Annotated in this window: 17 protein-coding genes and 1 pseudogene; 16 read left to right on the top strand and 2 right to left on the bottom strand. The window is 66.2% G+C overall.

Annotated features, from left to right (window positions below):
• Nucleotides 1-1,041, top strand: a 1,041-nt coding sequence (locus AWC08_RS28185; protein WP_244906549.1) for a MinD/ParA family ATP-binding protein, incomplete at its 5' end; no start/stop codon positions are given.
• A 5-nt stretch (nucleotides 1,042-1,046) separates the two neighbouring features.
• Here the strand turns inward: AWC08_RS28185 and sigI are convergent.
• On the bottom strand, nucleotides 1,047-1,913 hold the full coding sequence (sigI, locus tag AWC08_RS28180) for an RNA polymerase sigma factor SigI (RefSeq protein WP_069433574.1): 867 nt from the start codon (nucleotides 1,911-1,913) through the stop codon (nucleotides 1,047-1,049).
• Nucleotides 1,914-2,022: 109 nt separating this feature from the next.
• Here sigI and AWC08_RS28175 point away from each other — a divergent pair.
• Together AWC08_RS28175 and AWC08_RS28170 are read left to right on the top strand one after the other, a co-directional pair.
• Nucleotides 2,023-2,366: pseudogene (locus AWC08_RS28175) on the top strand (NAD(P)H-binding protein); the annotation flags it as partial.
• 38 nt (nucleotides 2,367-2,404) lie between these two features.
• Nucleotides 2,405-2,860: a nitroreductase family deazaflavin-dependent oxidoreductase gene (locus tag AWC08_RS28170; RefSeq protein WP_069433572.1), complete on the top strand. Its 456-nt coding sequence runs from the start codon at nucleotides 2,405-2,407 to the stop codon at nucleotides 2,858-2,860.
• A 65-nt stretch (nucleotides 2,861-2,925) separates the two neighbouring features.
• Here AWC08_RS28170 and AWC08_RS28165 read toward each other — a convergent pair whose 3' ends face one another.
• Entirely contained in the window at nucleotides 2,926-3,216 is a 291-nt protein-coding gene (locus AWC08_RS28165; protein ID WP_065136811.1) for a WhiB family transcriptional regulator, read from the bottom strand.
• Between the two features lie 446 nt (nucleotides 3,217-3,662).
• Between AWC08_RS28165 and AWC08_RS39460 the strand changes: the two genes are divergently transcribed.
• The 13 genes from AWC08_RS39460 to AWC08_RS28100 form a co-directional block, all read left to right on the top strand.
• On the top strand, nucleotides 3,663-4,766 hold the full coding sequence (locus tag AWC08_RS39460; RefSeq protein WP_069433587.1) for a hypothetical protein: 1,104 nt from the start codon (nucleotides 3,663-3,665) through the stop codon (nucleotides 4,764-4,766).
• A 239-nt stretch (nucleotides 4,767-5,005) separates the two neighbouring features.
• On the top strand, nucleotides 5,006-6,256 hold the full coding sequence (locus AWC08_RS28155) for an EspA/EspE family type VII secretion system effector (protein WP_069433571.1): 1,251 nt from the start codon (nucleotides 5,006-5,008) through the stop codon (nucleotides 6,254-6,256).
• Nucleotides 6,257-6,345: 89 nt separating this feature from the next.
• Nucleotides 6,346-6,657 carry an ESX-1 secretion-associated protein gene (locus AWC08_RS28150; RefSeq protein ID WP_069433570.1) on the top strand — a complete coding sequence of 104 codons (312 nt, stop codon included), beginning with the start codon at nucleotides 6,346-6,348 and terminating at the stop codon, nucleotides 6,655-6,657.
• A gap of 2 nt (nucleotides 6,658-6,659) precedes the next feature.
• Nucleotides 6,660-7,526 carry an ESX secretion-associated protein EspG gene (locus AWC08_RS28145; protein ID WP_082986711.1) on the top strand — a complete coding sequence of 289 codons (867 nt, stop codon included), beginning with the start codon at nucleotides 6,660-6,662 and terminating at the stop codon, nucleotides 7,524-7,526.
• 38 nt (nucleotides 7,527-7,564) lie between these two features.
• A complete protein-coding gene (locus tag AWC08_RS28140) occupies nucleotides 7,565-8,119 on the top strand; it encodes a DUF2694 domain-containing protein (protein ID WP_069433569.1) in 555 nt (184 codons plus the stop codon).
• A complete protein-coding gene (gene eccA, locus AWC08_RS28135; RefSeq protein WP_069433568.1) occupies nucleotides 8,116-9,837 on the top strand; it encodes a type VII secretion AAA-ATPase EccA in 1,722 nt (573 codons plus the stop codon). The genes AWC08_RS28140 and eccA overlap by 4 nt, the downstream gene beginning before the upstream one ends.
• A 3-nt stretch (nucleotides 9,838-9,840) precedes the next feature.
• Nucleotides 9,841-11,286: a type VII secretion protein EccB gene (gene eccB / locus AWC08_RS28130; protein ID WP_069433567.1), complete on the top strand. Its 1,446-nt coding sequence runs from the start codon at nucleotides 9,841-9,843 to the stop codon at nucleotides 11,284-11,286.
• A 13-nt stretch (nucleotides 11,287-11,299) separates the two neighbouring features.
• Nucleotides 11,300-13,564: a type VII secretion protein EccCa gene (gene eccCa / locus AWC08_RS28125; RefSeq protein ID WP_069433566.1), complete on the top strand. Its 2,265-nt coding sequence runs from the start codon at nucleotides 11,300-11,302 to the stop codon at nucleotides 13,562-13,564.
• Nucleotides 13,561-15,315 carry a type VII secretion protein EccCb gene (gene eccCb / locus AWC08_RS28120; protein WP_065136808.1) on the top strand — a complete coding sequence of 585 codons (1,755 nt, stop codon included), beginning with the start codon at nucleotides 13,561-13,563 and terminating at the stop codon, nucleotides 15,313-15,315. Before eccCa ends, eccCb begins: the two co-directional genes overlap by 4 nt.
• Before the next feature lie 235 nt (nucleotides 15,316-15,550).
• A complete protein-coding gene (locus AWC08_RS28115) occupies nucleotides 15,551-16,648 on the top strand; it encodes a PPE family protein (protein ID WP_065136809.1) in 1,098 nt (365 codons plus the stop codon).
• Between the two features lie 91 nt (nucleotides 16,649-16,739).
• Entirely contained in the window at nucleotides 16,740-17,042 is a 303-nt protein-coding gene (locus AWC08_RS28110; RefSeq protein ID WP_065136810.1) for a WXG100 family type VII secretion target, read from the top strand.
• 40 nt (nucleotides 17,043-17,082) lie between these two features.
• Entirely contained in the window at nucleotides 17,083-17,370 is a 288-nt protein-coding gene (locus AWC08_RS28105; protein WP_069435632.1) for a WXG100 family type VII secretion target, read from the top strand.
• Nucleotides 17,371-17,486: 116 nt separating this feature from the next.
• Nucleotides 17,487-17,684, top strand: a 198-nt coding sequence (locus AWC08_RS28100) for an ESX-1 associated ATP-binding protein EpsI N-terminal domain-containing protein (RefSeq protein ID WP_419196921.1), incomplete at its 3' end; no start/stop codon positions are given.

Here is a 17,684-nt window from a genome sequence, read left to right as displayed (position 1 = left end):
GCGCCACCCCCACACCAACCCGCGCCACCCCCACACCAACCCGCGGCACCGCCACAACAACCAGCGCCTCCGCCTCGGCGACCCGACGCTCCGGCGGCCCCTTGGCCGGCCGCCGCACCCGGGCCGGCAACCACTGCCCAGCCCGTCGAGCGCGGCTGGCGGCGCATGGTCCGCACGGCGACATTCGGACTGGTCAAGCCGGGCCCGTCAGCCGCGCAACGCGAGGCGGCGCAGTTCGCGGCGACGATCCGAACCCCCTTGCACGGCAACCACAAGGTCGGTGTCCTCGGCAAGGGCGGCGTCGGCAAGACGTCGGTGGCCGCCAGTGTCGGTTCGATCCTGGCCGAGCTGCGCCAGCAGGACCGCATCGTCGCCATCGACGCCGACACCGCGTTCGGCCGCCTGAGCAGCAGGATCGATCCCCGGACCACAGGTTCGTTCTGGGAGTTGACCGCGGACAAGAACCTGCAATCCTTCGCCGATGTAACGTCGCGGGTCGGGAGGAATGCCACCGGGCTGTACGTGCTGGGAGGCGAGCCCGTCTCGGGTCCGCGCCGGGTGCTCGATCCGGCGATCTACCGGGAAGCCGCGCTGCGGCTGGATCGGCATTTCGCGATCTCGGTCATCGACTGCGGATCGACGATGGACGCCGCGGTCACCCGGGAGGTACTGCGCGATCTGGATGCGCTGATCGTGGTCTCCTCGCCGTGGGCGGACGGCGCCGCGGCCGCCGCCAAGACGGTCGAGTGGTTGTCCGATCACGACCTCGGCGTGCTGCTGCAACGCAGCGTCGTCGTCCTCAACGACTCCGACGGCCACGCCGACAAGCGCACCCGCTCGCTGCTGGCTCGCGAGTTCGTCGACCACGGGCAACCGGTCGTCGAGGTGCCTTTCGACCCGCATCTGCGCCCCGGCGGAGTCATCGATGTCACCCAGGAGATGGCGGCCGCCACGCGGCTGAAGTTCCTGCAGGTCGCCGCGACCATTACCGGATACTTCGCCTCCCGAGCGGAGGGGCCGCGCAGGCGCACGCCCGCGTGAAGCACTCAGACCCAGCGCGCCGACGGGTCGGCCGTCGCCTCGATCTTGGTGATCAGGTTGCCGCGGACACCCAACACGACCACGGCGAACAACCGGCGCTCGGCGAAGGCGAGTAGGACGGGCTGACCGGCGGGACCGCTGACCAGCGTCGCCCCGGGACCCAGGTACCGCAGCAGGTTGGTGGCGACCGCGACGGGTCCGTGGTTGACCTGTGGCGGCGGCGCCGGGTCGGCGAGTATGGTCCCCACGCCCCACACCGTCGGGTCCAGGACGGCCGTCAGACCCGCGATGTCGCCGTTGGCACAGGCGTTGATGAATTTCTCGGTCACGGCCTGATGTTCGGATTGGGTGACCGATTCGTGCGCAAGCGAGGGCACATGGGCATCGGTGAATTTGGCCCGGGCCCGACGGGCCAGCTGGCGGCAAGTGCCGGCCGGACGGCCGACGGTCTGCGCGATGGTGTCGAAGGGGACGCCGAACACATCATGCAAGACGAAAGCGACCCGTTCGCCGGGATTGAGCCTGCGTAGCACTTCCAGTAGCGCGGTGCGGATTTCGTCGTCGAGGGTGACCCGGTCCGCGGGGTCGACGGCACGCGCGTCGGCAGGCAGCGGCGGCGGCTCCCCCGAGTGCGGCCGTTCGTGCCGGGCGCGTGCCGAACGGACCTGGTCCAGGCACAGCCGGCTGGTCACCACGGTGAGCCAACCGCGGACATCGTCGATCTCGTCGCCGGCGCGCGACAGCCGCAGAAACGCCTCCTGCACAACGTCTTCGGCTTCACCGACATCGCCCAGGATCTGGTAGCCGAGGTTGACCAGGTATGGACGGTGGCTGTGCCAGGCCTGGTCGAGATGAGCCGAGGGTGCTTTCATAGGACTTCGACGATTCCGCGAGCAAAAAAGTTACCGATGCCGATGAGTAACTTTCCCACCCGCCATCCCGTCCTTGGTTGAGCACACATCGTTTTCCCAAGGAGTCCCCATGACGATCGTCGTCACCGGAGCGACCGGCAATGTCGGCCGCCCGCTGATCTCTCGGCTCATCGCGCCGGCGCGCAGGTGCGGGCGCTCACCCACGCCCCGGACACCGCCCAACTTCCCGGCGATGTCGAGGTATTCACCTCGACCACCGACGCGCAGCGAGGCGCCTCGGCGGTGTTTCTCAATTCCCGCGCACTGGGCGACGGCCTCGCCGACGTCGTCGCGCGGCGCGCGGCTGCGGGTGTCGCCAAACTGGTTGCGCTGTCGGCGATCAACGTCGGCGACGACCTCGTGCTGCAGCCGTCGAGATTCCGGGGCGACCGCAACAAGGAGGTCGAACAGCTGGGTAGCCCAGCGCCGCGACAGCTTCACGGGGGGTCGGAATGCCTGAGCTGAACCGCCGTCCGCCGCGCTATCTCAAGCCGATGAACCGGATGCTGAAAGCGGTGCAGAAGCTCGGCGTACCGACCGGGCCCGCCATGGTGCTGACGGTGCCGGGCCGTAAAACGGGGCAGCCGCGCAGCACCCCGGTGACGCCCTTCTACTTCCGTGGCGGTCTTTATGTGGTGGCCGGATATCCCGGCGCGGACTGGGCGGCCAACGCCCGGGCCGCCGGCACCGGCACGCTGGCCCGCGGGCGCCGGCGCCGGCAGGTTCGGATTGTGGAGCTGGGCGCCGACGACGCCCGTGCAGTCTTACGCGAGTTCCCCGCGCAAGTGCCCGTTGGCGTGGCGTTCGCCAAGCGGTCGGGACTGGTGCGAGATGGCAGCGCCGACGAGTTCGAGGCGCTGGCCGGTCGGGTGGCCGTGTTCCGCTTCGATCCGGCCGGAACGACGTAGACGCCGAATGCAGAACAGCGCGAGAAATCGATCGATTTCTCGCGCTGTTTGACGCAGGTCGCGACTCACGCCGACTGGGCAGTCACCCGCTCCCGCACGGCGAAGCCGTTGCGCTCGGCCAAAGACCGCAGCTGGGCGAGCGCGAAGGCCCGCGGACGGCCCGAGTCGGGAATGACCACGCCAGCCCAGAGTCCTTCAGCGCCAGGCGATTCCACGGCCTCCTTCGCGCACAGCCAGCGGCGCGGGCAGGCCCGGCACAACGTCTTGGCCTCGTCGTCAGGAGTTTCCGTCCAACGGTCGGGGTCTTGGGTGCACACGCCCAACTGCGGGATCTCGTAAAGAGTTGTTGCGGTCATGTCTCTGCATTCCTCCATAAAGCGTTGCGCGTTCTGCCCCTCTGCTCAGAAGGCTAGCGCACTAACCGTCGCAGTGCAACAGTTCATTGTGCAGCGGTTGTGGACTGGTGCTACAGCTTTGCAGGGGGAACGGCGAGCCTACCTGCCAAACCTTCGATTACCAGGGGTTATACCCTGTCAATCAGCTGTGCATAACCTTCTGATCAGCTGGTTCTGTTCACAGCTTTCGGACAATGTGTTCCCAGGAGCGACGGTTCGCGGTATGGTTAACCGTAGCGGTTGGCCGGTTTCACCGTCCTGAAGGCCGACCAGCCCGCCGCTCACAAAACGTAGCGAAGGTATAGCAATAGAAGGGTGCAACGGTTACGATGTTGGTCAGCGAACGGTGTGCCTCAAGGCCCGCCATGCTGCCCGCCCTGACCACCGCGAGCGAGGATTCCACCCCGATGCCTAACGCCGAATCGACTGTCGCGCCGGCCGCGCTGGCCGCGTTCAGTGGCGTCACGGCCGGTGCGAACGCAACCGGCTACAGCATTGCGGACATGGGTCGTCGCTACTGGAGCGGTCGGCGGGCTGATGACCAGCAGGCCACCGGGGTAGACCTGCGAGCGGTGCCCAACGACGGAAAGTGGCGCTTGTCCAATAAGCGCGTCGACGACCGCGAGAGCGGTATGTTCTTCGACGGACTGCGCACCAGCCCGTCCGTCAGCGACACGAAAAACGTCCCGTTCGGCGATCCCACTGGAGGCAAGGCGTTGACGTTCGAAGTCGTCAGGCCGACGAATCCGCCTGAAGAGCCCCGTCAGGACGACCAGCCCACTGACGCCGACCCCGGAGTGATCCGGGCCGGCGCAGCCGCCGCGGCACGCCGCCGGGAACTCGACATCAGCCAGCGCAGCCTCGCCGCCGACGGGATCATCAACGCGGGCGCGCTCATCTCCTTCGAGAAGGGCCGCAGCTGGCCCCGGGAGCGGACCCGGGCCAAGCTCGAGGAAGTACTGCAATGGCCGGCCGGGACAATCGCCCGGATCCGTGAGGGCGATGCCGTCGCCAATCCGCCAGGTCCGGCTCCCACGCCCGTCGTCGACGCGGCTCCCGAGGTGCCCTCGGCCACGGACGGCCCCGCGTCCCTGATCGCGCAGGCGGTGGCCGCCGCCGTCGACACCTGCAGCCTGGCCATCGCCGCGCTGCCCTCCCCCGAGGACCCGGAGTTCACCGAACGGGCCGCGCCGATCCTGGCCGATCTGCGCCAGCTCGAGGCGATCGCCGTTCAGGCGACCCGGATCAGTCGCATCACCCCCGAACTCATCAAGGCAATGGGTTCGGTGCGGCGATACCACGACCAATTGATGACGCTGGGTGCCACCGCGCCCGGTGCGACGCTGGCGCAACGTTTATATGCGGCGCGCCGCCGCGCCAATCTCTCCACTCTGGAAACTGCGCAAGCGGCCGGAGTGGCTGAAGAAATGATCGTCAAAGCCGAAGCCGAGGAAGCCTTGCCGGCCGAAACTGCCGCGGCGATCGAAGCACTGATAAGTCAGATCAATTGACATGGAACCCGGGCGGCATCAAACGCTGACGCGCTCGGGTCTGAACGTTCGGGGAAGGCTTGCGCCGCCCCGCAATCCCGCTATGAAGTTGACCGCGCCGTGCGCCCGAAAAGGCTACGCGCACCCGAAAATTCGTGCATCTAGCCCTGTCAGAGCGCTGCTAAGCTCAACGTACGGTGCGAAGGTGCATAAAGAAAATGACCGTGCACACCAACAAGCCAACGTAAGGAACCATTCAAATGTCGGGTAGCGCGATGTGCAGGACCACCAGTAACTTCATCTACGCACAGCTGTTTTTGCTGGGTGAAGGAATTCCCGACCCGGGCGACATATTCAATGCCGGCTCGTCATTGTTCAAAGGCGTCGCCGACAAGATCGGTGTGGCCATTCCTGGCACCAACTGGATTGGCCAGGCGGCCGACGCCTATTTGAACCAGAACACCGCCCAGCAGCTGCGCGCCAAGCTGATGGGCGAGATCGACGACCTGACCGGCAACCTGATCTCCAATCAGGCCGAGCACGTGTCGGACACCCGTGACGTGTTGCGCGCCATGAAGAACATGGTCGACGGGTGCTACAAGGCCTGCAAGAAGCTGGAGAAGGTGTGGTTGATCGGCGATGCCCTGTCGATCGCCATCGCCATCCCCTGCTGCGCACTCGCGATGGCCGTGACCGGCGGCGCGCTGCTGTACCTGACCATCATGACGGCCATGAACGCGGCCAGCATGATCGGGCTCGGCGGGCGGTTGCTCGACATCCTGACCAACCTGCCCAACCTGATCGGCATGATCCCCGACATCATCGGCGGCATCATCGACGGTCTGTGGCCGCCGAAGCTGCCTGACATCCCCATCCCCGGCTTCCCCAATATCCCGGGCCTGCCCGAGTTCACCTGGCCGCCGACCCCGGGCATTCCGGACTTCAACCTGCCCATCCCGGGTCTGCCCGACTTCCAATGGCCGTCCATCCCGGGTCTGCCGGACTTCGGCGGGCTCATCCCCGGCTTCCCTGACTTCGGCGGCGGCGGCGGACTCATCCCCGGCTTCCCCGCCCTGCCCGGGATGCCCAGTATTCCCAACCTGTTCCCCGGCCTGCCCGGGCTCGGCGACCTGTTCCCCGGCGTCGGCAACCTGGGCAAGCTGCCCACCTGGACCGAATTGGCCGCTCTCCCCGACTTTTTGGGCGGCTTCGCCGGGATGCCGGCACTGAGCTTCAGCAACCTGCTGAGCTTTGCGCAGTTGCCCGGCGTCGGACAGATCACCTCGACGATGGGCCAACTGCAGCAGCTGATGGCGGCGGGCGGCGGCCCCGGCCAGCTGGGCAGCATGGCCGGCCAGCAGGCGCAGATGGTCTCCTCGCAAGTGCAACAAGCCGGCCAGAAGGACGACCAGCAAGACGGGGCCGGCGCGGCGGCGGGCTCCGACGGCGAGCGCGCTCCCGTCGAGGCGGGAACCGGCGGCCAGCAGGGCCAGCAGGGCACCGTCCTCTAATTGCAAACAGTCGGCCACTAAACGGCCAAACCCATAGCAAGCCAAAGCCGTAGCGAGTAAAAAGTTAGACGTAGAGGAGGGTCTACCCCATGTCCGGAGTTCTCGAAGTCGTACCTTCATTCCTGAAGGTGCTGTCAGGCATGCAGAACGAAATTGCCGGCCAGTTCCAGACCGCGACCAATTCGGTCAGCGGTATCAGCGGCAAGGTCTCGATGACCCATGGCTCGTTCACATCGAAGTTCAACAACGCGCTTCGGGATGTGGAGACCAACCGCGCCAGCACCGGTAAGGGAGTGCAGGGGGTGAGCACCGCGCTGGCCACCAACCTGGTCCAAGCCGCAACGGCCTACCTCAACTCCGACCAGGGGCTCGGCGGCATCATCGACAAGATCTTCGGCTGATCGTGTCCGGTCCGCTCGCTTCCAGTCGCGCGGGCCTCGCGGGGCCCGTTGCCGACGTCGTCGGCGTGGAGGTGACCATCGACGGATTCCTGGTGATCGCCGACCGGTTGCACCTCGTGGATTTCCCCGTCGCCCTTGGGATCCGGCCGAACATTCCCCAAGAGGACCTGCGGGACATCGTCTGGGAACAGGTGCAGCGCGATCTCACCGCCCAGGGCGTGCTGGACCACAACGGACAGCCGCACCCGGCGGTGGCCACGATGGTCGAAACGATCAGCCGGGCGGACCGGACCTTGGAATGCCGTTGGTGGCGCCGCGACCGCGGCGGCGACCGAGGTGGCGGGGCTGGCGGCCTGATGGTGCGATTTGTGGTGTGCCGCAAGGGTGATACCCATGTGGTCGTGGCACGCGACGAAGACATGCTGGTACTGCAGCTGGTGGCGCCGCAAGTCGGACTGGCCGGGATGGTGACCGCCGTGCTCGGCACGGCCGAACCGGCCAAGGTCGAACCGCTGACGGGGGTGGCCAGCGAATTGGCGGAGTGCACCACGGCGGCGCAGCTCGCCCAGCACGGTATCCCGCCCGCGCAGGCGCGCATCTACGCCGAGATCGTGAGTGACCCGACCAGCTGGGTGGAGATCATCGCGACACAACGCCACCCGGGCGGTACCACTACCCACACCACCGCCGCCGCAGGCGTTCTCGACTCCAAGCACGGCCGGCTGGTCTCGCTGCCCCGCCGCGTCGGCGGCGAGTTGTACGGGAGCTTTTTGTCCGGCACCCAGCAGAATCTGCAGCGTGCCCTCGATAGCCTGCTGGAGCTGCTACCGGCCGGCTCCTGGTTGGACCACGCTCAAGCCTCCGCCTGAGGCTTCCGACACTTCCGAAACGAGAAAGGGACCCGACAGTGGAACTGCCCGGGAACGACTACGACAGCGACGATCTCGGTGCGCTGGATTTCTCCGGCCCCGGCGCCGACGTCGAGGAATCATCTCTTGATGCGCTGGGCGACTACGCGCCGCCGACCGAGGCCGAGGACGCCGGAACCGGGCTCGACGCCCTGGAGGGGCTGACCGAGCAGGACGAGGAACCCGAACTGGCGTTGTTCACGGTGACCAACCCCCAGGGGTCGGTGTCGGTGACCGCGCTGATGGACGGCCGGGTCCAGAACATCACCGTCTCCGATAAGGCATCGAGCATGTCCGAGACGGCGCTCTCCGAGGAGATCTTCGTCATCGCCGACCTCGCCCGGCAGAAGGCGCGGGCCGCTCAACACACCTTCATGGTCGAGAGCATGAGCGAGATCGCGGGCGACAACCCCCAGCAGAGCGCGCTGCTGCACGAATTCGTCGAAAGCACTCTGCACTTGCCGACACCGGAAGAGGCGGCCGCCCGGGAGGCCGAGGTGTTCGCAACCCGCTACGACGTCGACTACACGGCCCGCTACAACGGTGATAAATGACTGATCGCCTCGCCGGTCTGTTCGACAGTGCCGTCGGAATGCTGCCGTTGTCCGAGGCACGGTCACTGGACCTGTTCACCGAGATCACCAACTACGACGAGACGGCTTGCGACGCCTGGGTGGGGCGGATCCGCTGCGGCGACACCGACCGGGTGACGCTGTTTCGCGCCTGGTATTCGCGCCGCAACTTCGGGCAGCTTTCCGGAGCGGCTCAGATCTCGATGAGCACACTCAACGCACGGGTTCCGATCGGCGGAATCTACGGCGACATCACTTACCCGATCACCTCCCCACTGGCGGTGACCATGGGCTTCGCGTCGTCGGAAGCGGCGCAAGGCAATTACGCCGACGCGCTGGAGGCAATGGATGCCAGCGCGGTATCGGGCTCCGAGCACCTGGTGTCGTGGCTCAAGGCGGTGATCTACGGCGCCGCCGAGCGGTGGACCGACGTGATCGACGAGGTCAAGGGCGCCGGCAAGTGGCCTGACAAATTCCTCACCGGTGCCGCCGGTGTCGCCCACGGTGTCGCCGCCGCCAACCTCGGGCTGTTCACCGAAGCCGAACGCCGGCTCACCGAGGCCAACGACTCCCCCGCCGGGGAAGCGTGTGCCCGGGCCATCGCCTGGTTCCTGGCGATGGCGCGGCGCAGCCAGGGCAACGAGGACGCCGCCGTCGCGCTGCTGGAGTGGTTGCAGACCACCCATCCGGAGCCGAAAGTGTCTGCGGCGCTGAAGGATCCGTCGTACCGGTTGAAGACGACGACGGCCGAGCAGATCGCTTCCCGGTCCGATCCATGGGATCCAAGCAGTGTGGTGACCGACAACTCCGCGCGCGACCGGCTGCTAGAGGAAGCCCAGGCCGAGCTGCAACGCCAGATCGGGCTCAGCCGGGTCAAGACGCAGATCGAGCGGTACCGGGCGGCCACCCTGATGGCACGGGTTCGCGCCGCCAAAGGCATGAAGGTCGCCCAGCCCAGCAAGCACATGATCTTCACCGGCCCGCCCGGCACCGGCAAGACGACGATCGCCCGGGTGGTGGCCAACATCCTGGCCGGCTTGGGCGTCATCTCCGAACCGAAGCTGGTCGAGACCTCGCGTAAGGACTTCGTCGCCGAGTACGAGGGGCAGTCCGCGGTCAAGACCGCCAAGACGATCGACGCCGCGCTGGGCGGCGTGCTTTTCATCGACGAGGCCTACGCGCTGGTGCAGGAGCGCGATGGGCGCACCGATCCGTTCGGCCAGGAGGCGATGGACACGCTGCTGGCCCGGATGGAAAACGACCGCGACCGGCTGGTCGTGATCATCGCCGGCTACAGCAACGACATCGATCGCCTGCTGGAGACCAACGAGGGCCTGCGCTCGCGCTTCGCCACCCGCATCGAGTTCGACACCTACAGCCCCGACGAAATGCTGGAGATCGCCAGAGTCATTGCGGCTGCCAATGATTCGACGCTGAGCCCGCAGGCCGCCGACGAGTTGCTGGAGGCCGCCAAGGTGCTGCATGACCGGACCCTGCGTGGCCGGCCGGCGCTCGACATCGCCGGGAACGGCCGCTACGCGCGGCAATTGGTCGAGGCGGCCGAGCAGTGTCGCGATATGCGTTTGGCCCAGGGTCTCGACATTGAGGCTCTCGACGTGGACCGTCTACAAGAGATCAACGGCACGGACATGGCCGAGGCGATCGCCGCGGTTCATGCACACCTCAACATGAGAGAGTGACAAATGGGGCTTCGCCTGACCACCAAGGTTCAGGTTAGCGGCTGGCGCTTCCTGCTTCGCCGAGTCGAGCATGCCATCGTGCGGCGGGACACCCGCATGTTCGACGATCCCCTTCAGTTCTACAGCCGCTCGGTCTGGCTGGGTGTGGTCATCGCGGTCATCATCCTGGCGGGTGCCGGCCTGCTGGCGTTCTTCAAGCCCCAAGGCAAACTGGGTGGTACCACCCTGCTCACCGATCGCGCGACCAACGAGTTGTACGTGATCATCTCGGGGCAACTGCACCCCGTCTACAACCTGACCTCCGCGCGACTGGTGCTGGGCAGCCCGTCGAGTCCGGCCACCGTGAAGTCTTCAGAGCTCGGCAAACTTCCGTTGGGACAGACGCTCGGGATACCGGGTGCGCCGTACGCCACCCCGGTGTCCGGGGGCAGCACCTCGGTCTGGACGCTGTGCGACACCGTTGCCCGGGCCGATACCGCGTCCCCGGCAATCCAAACCTCGGTGATCGCGATGCCGTTGCAGATCGATTCCTCGATCGATCCGGTCGATTCCAACGAGGCCATGCTGGCGAGCTATCAGGGCCAGGACTGGATCGTCACCGAAAAGGGCAGGCATTCAATCGATCTCGCCGACCGCGCGCTCACGTCGGCGATGGGTATTCCGGTCACTGCCAAGCCGGTTCCCATCTCCGAGGGCATGTTCAATGCCCTGCCCAGTCAAGGGAACTGGCAGCTGCCACCGATTCCGTTGGCCGGCGCGCCGAACACCCTCGGCCTGCCCGACGAACTGGTGATCGGATCGGTGTTCCAGATCCACAGCGAGAAGGGCCCGCAGTACTACGTGGTGCTCCCCGACGGCATCGCCATGGTGAACTCGACGACCGCGACAGCACTGCGCGCCACTCAATCGCACGGGCTGGTCGCCCCGCCCGCGGTCGTGCCCAGCGTGGTCGTGCGGATACCGGAGCGGGTGTATCCCTCACCGCTTCCCAACGAGCAGCTGAAGATTCTGGCCCGGCCCGACGAACCGACGCTGTGCTGGAGTTGGGATCGCGCGGCCGGTGACCAGGCTCCCAAGACCACCGTGCTGTCCGGGCGCCACCTACCGATCCCGCCGTCGATGATGAGCAACGGCATCAAGCAGATCCAAGGCAGCGCAATGATCTTCATCGACGGCGGCAAGTTCGTCCAACTCCAATCTCCGGACCCGCGCTACGGCGAATCGATGTACTACATCGACCCGGAGGGGGTGCGTTACGGGATTCCCAACGCCGAAGCGGCAAAGGCGCTGGGTCTGAGTGCGCCGAAGACCGCGCCCTGGGAGATCATCCGCTTGCTGGTGGACGGACCGGTGCTGTCGAAGGAGGCGGCGATGCTCGAACACGAGACGCTACCCGCCGACCCGGCACCCCGAAAGGTCCCCGGCGGCACCCCCGGAGCACCGCAGTGACACTGGAAGAGCAATGACGACAAAGAAGTTCACCCCGACCATCACCCGCGGCCCCCGGCTGACCCCGGGCGAGATCAGCCTCACCCCGCCGGATGACCTCGGTATCGACATTCCGCCCTCGGGCATCCAGAAGGCGCTTCCCTACGTGATGGGTGGAGCGATGGTCGGCATGATCGCGATCATGCTGGCCGGTGGCACCAAGCAACTGTCGCCCTACATGCTGATGATGCCGCTGATGATGGTGGTGATGATGGTCGGCGGCATGGCCGGCGGCACCGGCGGCGGCGGCAAAAAGGTGCCGGAGATCAACGCCGATCGAAAGGAGTACCTGCGGTACCTGGCCGGGCTGCGCGGCCGGGTGACCTCCTCGGCCACCTCGCAGGTGGCTTTCTTCAGTTACCACGCACCGCATCCGGACGATCTGCTGTCGATCGTCGGGACGCAACGACAGTGGTCGCGCCCGGCCAACAGTGACTTCTACGCGGCCACCCGCATCGGGATCGGTGACCAACCGGCCGTGGACCGCCTGTTGAAGCCCGCCGTCGGCGGTGAGCTCGCGGCGTCCGCCGCGGCGCCGCAGCCCTACCTGGAGCCGGTCAGCCACATGTGGGTGGTCAAGTTCCTACGCACCCACGGCCTCATCCACGATTGCCCGAAACTTCTTCAGCTACGCACCTTTCCGACGATCGCGCTGGGTGGTCACCGGCCCAGTGCGGACCGGATGCTGGCCGCGATGATCTGCCACCTGGCGGTGTTTCATCCGCCGGACCTGCTGCAGATCCGGGTGCTCACCGAAAACCCCGACGACCCCGACTGGTCCTGGCTCAAGTGGCTTCCCCACGTGCAGCACCAGACCGAGACCGACGCCGCGGGGCCGGTCCGAATGATCTATACCCGGCCGGACGGACTGTCCGATCTGGCGGCCCGCGGTCCGCACGCACCCGACACCCTGCCCACCGGACCCTATGTCGTCGTCGTAGACCTCACCGGAGGCAAAGCCGGGTTCCCGCCCGACGGGCGGGCCGGCGTCACGGTGATCACCTTGGGCAACCACCGCGGGTCGGCTTACCGCATCCGGGTCAACGAGGACGGATCCGCCGAAGACCGGCTGCCAGGTCAGCAGTTCCGGCTGGTGACTTCGACCGCCGACAGCATGACGCCGCTGGAAGCCACCCGCGTGGCGCGCAAGCTCGCCGGCTGGTCCATCACCGGCACCATTCTCGACAAGACACAGCGGGTGCAGAAGAAGGTCGTTACCGAGTGGCACCAGATGGTCGGAGCCAAGAGCGTCGAGGAGATCGTGCCCAGTCGCTGGCGGATGTACACCGACACCGACCGGGACCGGCTCAAGATCCCGTTCGGTCACGAACTCAAGACCGGCAACATCATGTACCTCGACATCAAGGAGGGTGCGGAGTTCGGCGCCGGACCGCACGGCATGCTGATCGGCACCACCGGGTCGGGTAAGTCCGAATTCCTGCGCACCCTGATCCTGTCGCTGGTCGCGATGACGCACCCCGATCAGGTCAACCTGCTGCTCACCGACTTCAAGGGCGGCTCGACCTTCCTGGGCATGGAGAAACTTCCGCACACTGCGGCCGTCGTCACCAACATGGCCGAGGAGGCCGAGCTGGTCAGTCGCATGGGTGAAGTGCTGACCGGCGAACTCGACCGGCGCCAGAACATCCTGCGGCAAGCGGGGATGCAGGTTGGTGCCGCCGGTGCCCTGTCCGGTGTGGCCGAATACGAGAAGTACCGCGAGCGGGGTGCCGACTTGGCGCCGCTGCCAACGCTTTTCGTGGTCGTCGACGAGTTCGCCGAGCTGTTGCAGAGCCACCCCGACTTCATCGGACTGTTTGACCGGATCTGCCGGGTGGGCCGGTCGCTGCGGGTACACCTGCTGCTGGCCACCCAGTCGCTGCAAACCGGCGGCGCCCGCATCGACAAGCTCGAGCCCAACCTCACTTACCGAATTGCCCTGCGGACCACCAGCTCTCACGAGTCCAAGGCGGTGATCGGAACGCCTGAGGCGCAGTACATCACCAACAAGGAAAGTGGTGTCGGGTTCCTGCGAGTCGGCATGGAGGACCCCGTCAAGTTCAGCACCTTCTACATCGGCGGCCCGTACATCCCGCCGGCCAGCGTCGAGACCAACGGCGACGGCAGCAAGCGCGGTCCCCAGGCGATCAAACAGTCCGTGAAGATCCACGAATTCACCGCAGCTCCGGTGATCGAGCCGGTCGCGGCCCCCGTCGGTGAGGAGGTCCTGACGCAATGACCGAGACGGAAGTACGGGCGCTGCGCGAGGTGGTGCTCGACCAGCTGGGCACCGGCGAATCGCGGGCCTACAAGATGTGGCTGCCGCCGCTGGCCGACCCCACGCCGCTCAATGAGCTAGTGGCCCGCGACCGCAGGCAACCGCTTCGGTTTCCGCTCGGGATCATGGACGAGCCCCGCCGGCATCTCCAAGACGTGTGGGGCGTCGACGTATCGGGGGCGGGCGGCAACATCGCCATCGGCGGGGCCCCGCAGACCGGGAAGTCGACGCTGCTGCAGACACTGGTCATGTCGGCCGCGGCCACTCACTCGCCGCGCAACGTGCAGTTCTACTGCATCGACCTTGGTGGCGGCGGCCTCATCTATCTGGAGAATCTGCCGCACGTCGGCGGCATCGCCAACCGTTCCGAACCCGACAAGGTCCAGCGCGTGGTCGCCGAGATGCAGACCGTGATGCGCCAGCGAGAGCAGATGTTCAAGGAGCACCGGGTCGGCTCCATGGCGATGTACCGTCAGCTGCGGGACGACCCGAACCAACCGGTAGCGGCTGACCCCTACGGCGACGTTTTTCTCGTCATCGACGGGTGGCCGGGGTTCGTCAGCGAGTTCAGTGAACTCGAGGGCGCGGTGCAGGACCTGGCCGCGCAGGGTCTGGCCTTCGGAGTACACGTCATCATTTCCACCCCGCGATGGACGGAACTGAAGTCACGCATCCGGGACTACCTGGGCACCAAGATCGAGTTCCGGCTCGGCGACGTCAACGAAACCCAGATCGACCGGATCACCCGGGAGATCCCCGCGAACCGTCCGGGCCGTGCGGTTTCGATGGAGAAGCACCACCTGATGATCGGTGTGCCCCGATTCGACGGCGTACACAGCACCGAGAATTTGGTGGAGGCGATCACCGCCGGCGTCAACCAGATCGCGTCGCAGACCACCGAAAAGGCACCCCCGGTCCGGGTGTTGCCCGAGCGCATCCACCTCTTCGAACTCGACCCGAACCCGCCCGGCCCCGAGTCGGACTACCGCACCCGCTGGGAGGTTCCGATCGGGCTGCGCGAGACGGATCTGACGCCGGCTCACGCCCACATGCACGCCAACCCGCATCTGCTGATCTTCGGTGCGGCGAAATCCGGCAAGACCACCATCGCCCACGCCGTCTCGCGTGCGATCTGCGCCCGCAACAGTCCCGACCAGGTGCGGTTCATGCTCGCCGACTACCGCTCCGGCTTGCTGGACGCGGTGCCGCAATCGCACCTGCTGAAGGCTGGCGCGATCAACCGCAACAGCCAGAGCCTGGACGAGGCCGTGCAAGCGCTGGCGGTCAATCTCAAAAAGCGGCTGCCGCCTCCCGATCTGACGACCGCGCAACTGCGCTCGCGTTCGTGGTGGAGTGGACCCGACATTGTGCTGTTAGTGGACGACTGGCACATGATCGTCGGCGCCGCGAGCGGTATGCCCCCGATGGCCCCGCTGGCGCCACTATTACCCGCCGCCGCGGATATCGGCTTGCACATCATTGTCACCTGTCAGATGAGCCAGGCTTACAAGGCAACCATGGACAAGTTCGTCGGCGCGGCTTTCGGGTCCGGGGCACCGACGATGTTCCTCTCCGGAGAGAAGCAGGAGTTCCCCTCCAGCGAGTTCAAGGTGAAGCGGCGGCCTCCTGGCCAGGCATTTCTCGTTTCTCCGGACGGGAAGGAGGTCATCCAGGCGCCCTACATCGAGCCGCCTGACGAGCTTGGAGAATAAGTGCACGGACCACCCCCAACCCCCGGTTAGGATTATTACAACGCAAGTTTGGGAGCCAGATCGGGAGCTGAGGAATCAAGCCCCAGGGGGACGCTGAGCCACCGGCTTAATTCCGGCTATAAACGGCGAAGTTTGGGCCCGGAAGACAAATGCATCGGGCATAACTGAACAAATGCAATTCGCGTTTCCCGCACCGGTGTAAACGCCGAACAGGAACCAGAGGGGAGTTGATCACATGTTCTGGCACGCCATGCCTCCGGAGCTGAATACCGCACGGCTGATGGCCGGAGCAGGTCCCGCTCCCATGCTGGCCGCCGCCATGGGCTGGCAGGCGCTCTCCGCGGCGCTGGACGCCCAGGCCGTCGAGTTGACCGCGCGGCTGAACTCACTCGGCGAGGCCTGGACCGGCGGCAGCAGCGACAAGGCGATCTCCAATGCCCAGCAAATGATTCCGTGGCTGCAGACCGCGTCGGCGCAGGCGAAGACCCGGGGTATGCAGGCGACCGCGCAGGCCGCCTCCTATACCCAGGCGATGGCGACCACGCCGTCGTTGCCGGAGATCGCGATGAACCACGTCACCACCGCGGTGCTGACGGCCACCAACTTCTTCGGCATCAACACGATCCCGATCGCGCTGAACGAGATCGACTACTTCGTCCGCATGTGGATGCAGGCCGCCCTCGCGATGGACATCTACCAGGCCGAGACGCTGGCCAACACGATGTTCGACCAGCTCGAGCCGATGGCATCCATCCTCGACCCCAGCATGAGCCAGAGCATGACGTCGTCGACGCAGATGCTGGCGATGCCCAGCAGCCTCACCTCGAGCCAGCTGCAGGCTACGGCAGGGCAGGTTGCGGAACTGAGCGGTCCGATGCAGCAGCTCGCCCAGCCGGCGCAGCAGATGACCTCAATGTTCAGCCAAATGGGCAGCGGCTCAGGTGGCACCGGCACCGGACTCGGCGACGATCAAGCTCAGCTGGGCCTACTCGGCGCCAGCCCGCTGTCCAACCACCCCCTCGCGGGTGGGTCGGGCGCCAGCGTGGGAGCGGGCTTGCTGCGCGGCGACGCCCTGCCGGGCGCCGGCGGCACGCTGGCCCGCACGCCACTGATGACAGGCCTGATCGACAAGCCCGTCGGTCCCGCGATGATGCCGGCGGCCGCCGCCGGCGAGACGGCGACCGGTGGTGCTGCCCCGGTGGGTGCGGGTGCCATGGGCCAGGGTGCCGGCAGCGGCGGCAGCTCCAGACCGGGCTTAGCGGCCCCGGCGCCGCTCGCGCAGGAACGCGAGGAACAAGAAGAGGACTTGTGGGACGACGAGGACGACTGGTGAGAAACCCACGGCCACAACAGACTTCCCGGCCAACCGGGCCGGAAGACTTGCCAACCACGGCGAGGAATGGAAAGAGAGAAAGTAGTCCAGCATGGCAGAGATGAAGACTGATGCCGCTGCCCTCGCGCAAGAGGCAGGTAACTTCGAGCGAATCTCGAGCGATCTGAAGACCCAGATCGACCAGATCGAGTCCACCGCGGGTTCACTGCAGGCTCAGTGGCGCGGTGTCGCCGGCCAGGCAGCCCAGGCCGCCGTCGTGCGCTTCCAGGAAGCCGCCAACAAGCAGAAGGCCGAGCTCGACGAGATCTCGACCAACATCCGTCAGGCCGGCGTTCAGTACCAGCGTGCCGACGAGGAGCAGCAGCAGGCGCTGTCCTCGCAAATGGGCATCTGACGCAAATCCCCCCAATTACCACCAGAAACGGAGCAACGACATGACAGAACAGCAGTGGAATTTCGCGGGCATCGAGGCCGCGGCCAGCACCATCCAGGGAAACGTCTCCAGCATTCACTCCCTGCTCGACGAGGGTAAGCAGTCGCTGACCAAGCTCGCCGCGGCGTGGGGTGGTAGCGGTTCGGAGTCCTACCAGAGCGTTCAGCAGAAGTGGGACGGCACCGCTCAGGAGCTCAACACTTCCCTGCAGAACCTGGCCCGGACGATCAGCGAGGCCAGCCAGGCCATGCAGTCGACCGAGGGCAGCGTGACCGGATTGTTCGCATAAGAAGCGTCTCTATACGCGTAGAATCTCGAAGCACGAGATCGGGCGAGTTCAACCCATCCGGGGGATCTCGCCCCTTCTCGTGCTTCCCTCATTTGGCGAACTTCTGAGAGGTTCTCATGCCGGCCGACTATGACAAGCTCTTTCGGCCCGCCGAAGATTACGACCTGCCCGACGACGACGCCGAACAAGCATTCTTTGACCCGAATGCGTCATTTCCCGACCCACCCGCCGTTAACGGCGGCAGCGCGCCTGCTGCCGACTGGTCGCAGGCTCCCCCGCCGCCTCCGCCCGTTGCGGTAGAGCCGCCTCCTCCC

It is taken from the genome of Mycobacterium gordonae, from assembly GCF_002101675.1.
Lineage (GTDB): Bacteria > Actinomycetota > Actinomycetes > Mycobacteriales > Mycobacteriaceae > Mycobacterium > Mycobacterium gordonae.
Note: the sequence above shows the minus strand (reverse complement) of the source record. Positions and strands in the feature narration are given on the sequence as shown.

Bases quoted from the DNA above. Each gene is read 5' to 3' on its own strand.
- sigI (WP_069433574.1), bottom strand. From the start codon at position 1,913: ATGAAAGCACCCTCGGCTCATCTCGACCAGGCCTGGCACAGCCACCGT.
- AWC08_RS28170 (WP_069433572.1), top strand. From the start codon at position 2,405: ATGCCTGAGCTGAACCGCCGTCCGCCGCGCTATCTCAAGCCGATGAAC.
- AWC08_RS28165 (WP_065136811.1), bottom strand. From the start codon at position 3,216: ATGACCGCAACAACTCTTTACGAGATCCCGCAGTTGGGCGTGTGCACC.
- AWC08_RS39460 (WP_069433587.1), top strand. From the start codon at position 3,663: ATGCCTAACGCCGAATCGACTGTCGCGCCGGCCGCGCTGGCCGCGTTC.
- AWC08_RS28155 (WP_069433571.1), top strand. From the start codon at position 5,006: ATGTCGGGTAGCGCGATGTGCAGGACCACCAGTAACTTCATCTACGCA.
- AWC08_RS28150 (WP_069433570.1), top strand. From the start codon at position 6,346: ATGTCCGGAGTTCTCGAAGTCGTACCTTCATTCCTGAAGGTGCTGTCA.
- eccA (WP_069433568.1), top strand. From the start codon at position 8,116: ATGACTGATCGCCTCGCCGGTCTGTTCGACAGTGCCGTCGGAATGCTG.
- eccB (WP_069433567.1), top strand. From the start codon at position 9,841: ATGGGGCTTCGCCTGACCACCAAGGTTCAGGTTAGCGGCTGGCGCTTC.
- eccCa (WP_069433566.1), top strand. From the start codon at position 11,300: ATGACGACAAAGAAGTTCACCCCGACCATCACCCGCGGCCCCCGGCTG.
- eccCb (WP_065136808.1), top strand. From the start codon at position 13,561: ATGACCGAGACGGAAGTACGGGCGCTGCGCGAGGTGGTGCTCGACCAG.
- AWC08_RS28115 (WP_065136809.1), top strand. From the start codon at position 15,551: ATGTTCTGGCACGCCATGCCTCCGGAGCTGAATACCGCACGGCTGATG.
- AWC08_RS28110 (WP_065136810.1), top strand. From the start codon at position 16,740: ATGGCAGAGATGAAGACTGATGCCGCTGCCCTCGCGCAAGAGGCAGGT.
- AWC08_RS28105 (WP_069435632.1), top strand. From the start codon at position 17,083: ATGACAGAACAGCAGTGGAATTTCGCGGGCATCGAGGCCGCGGCCAGC.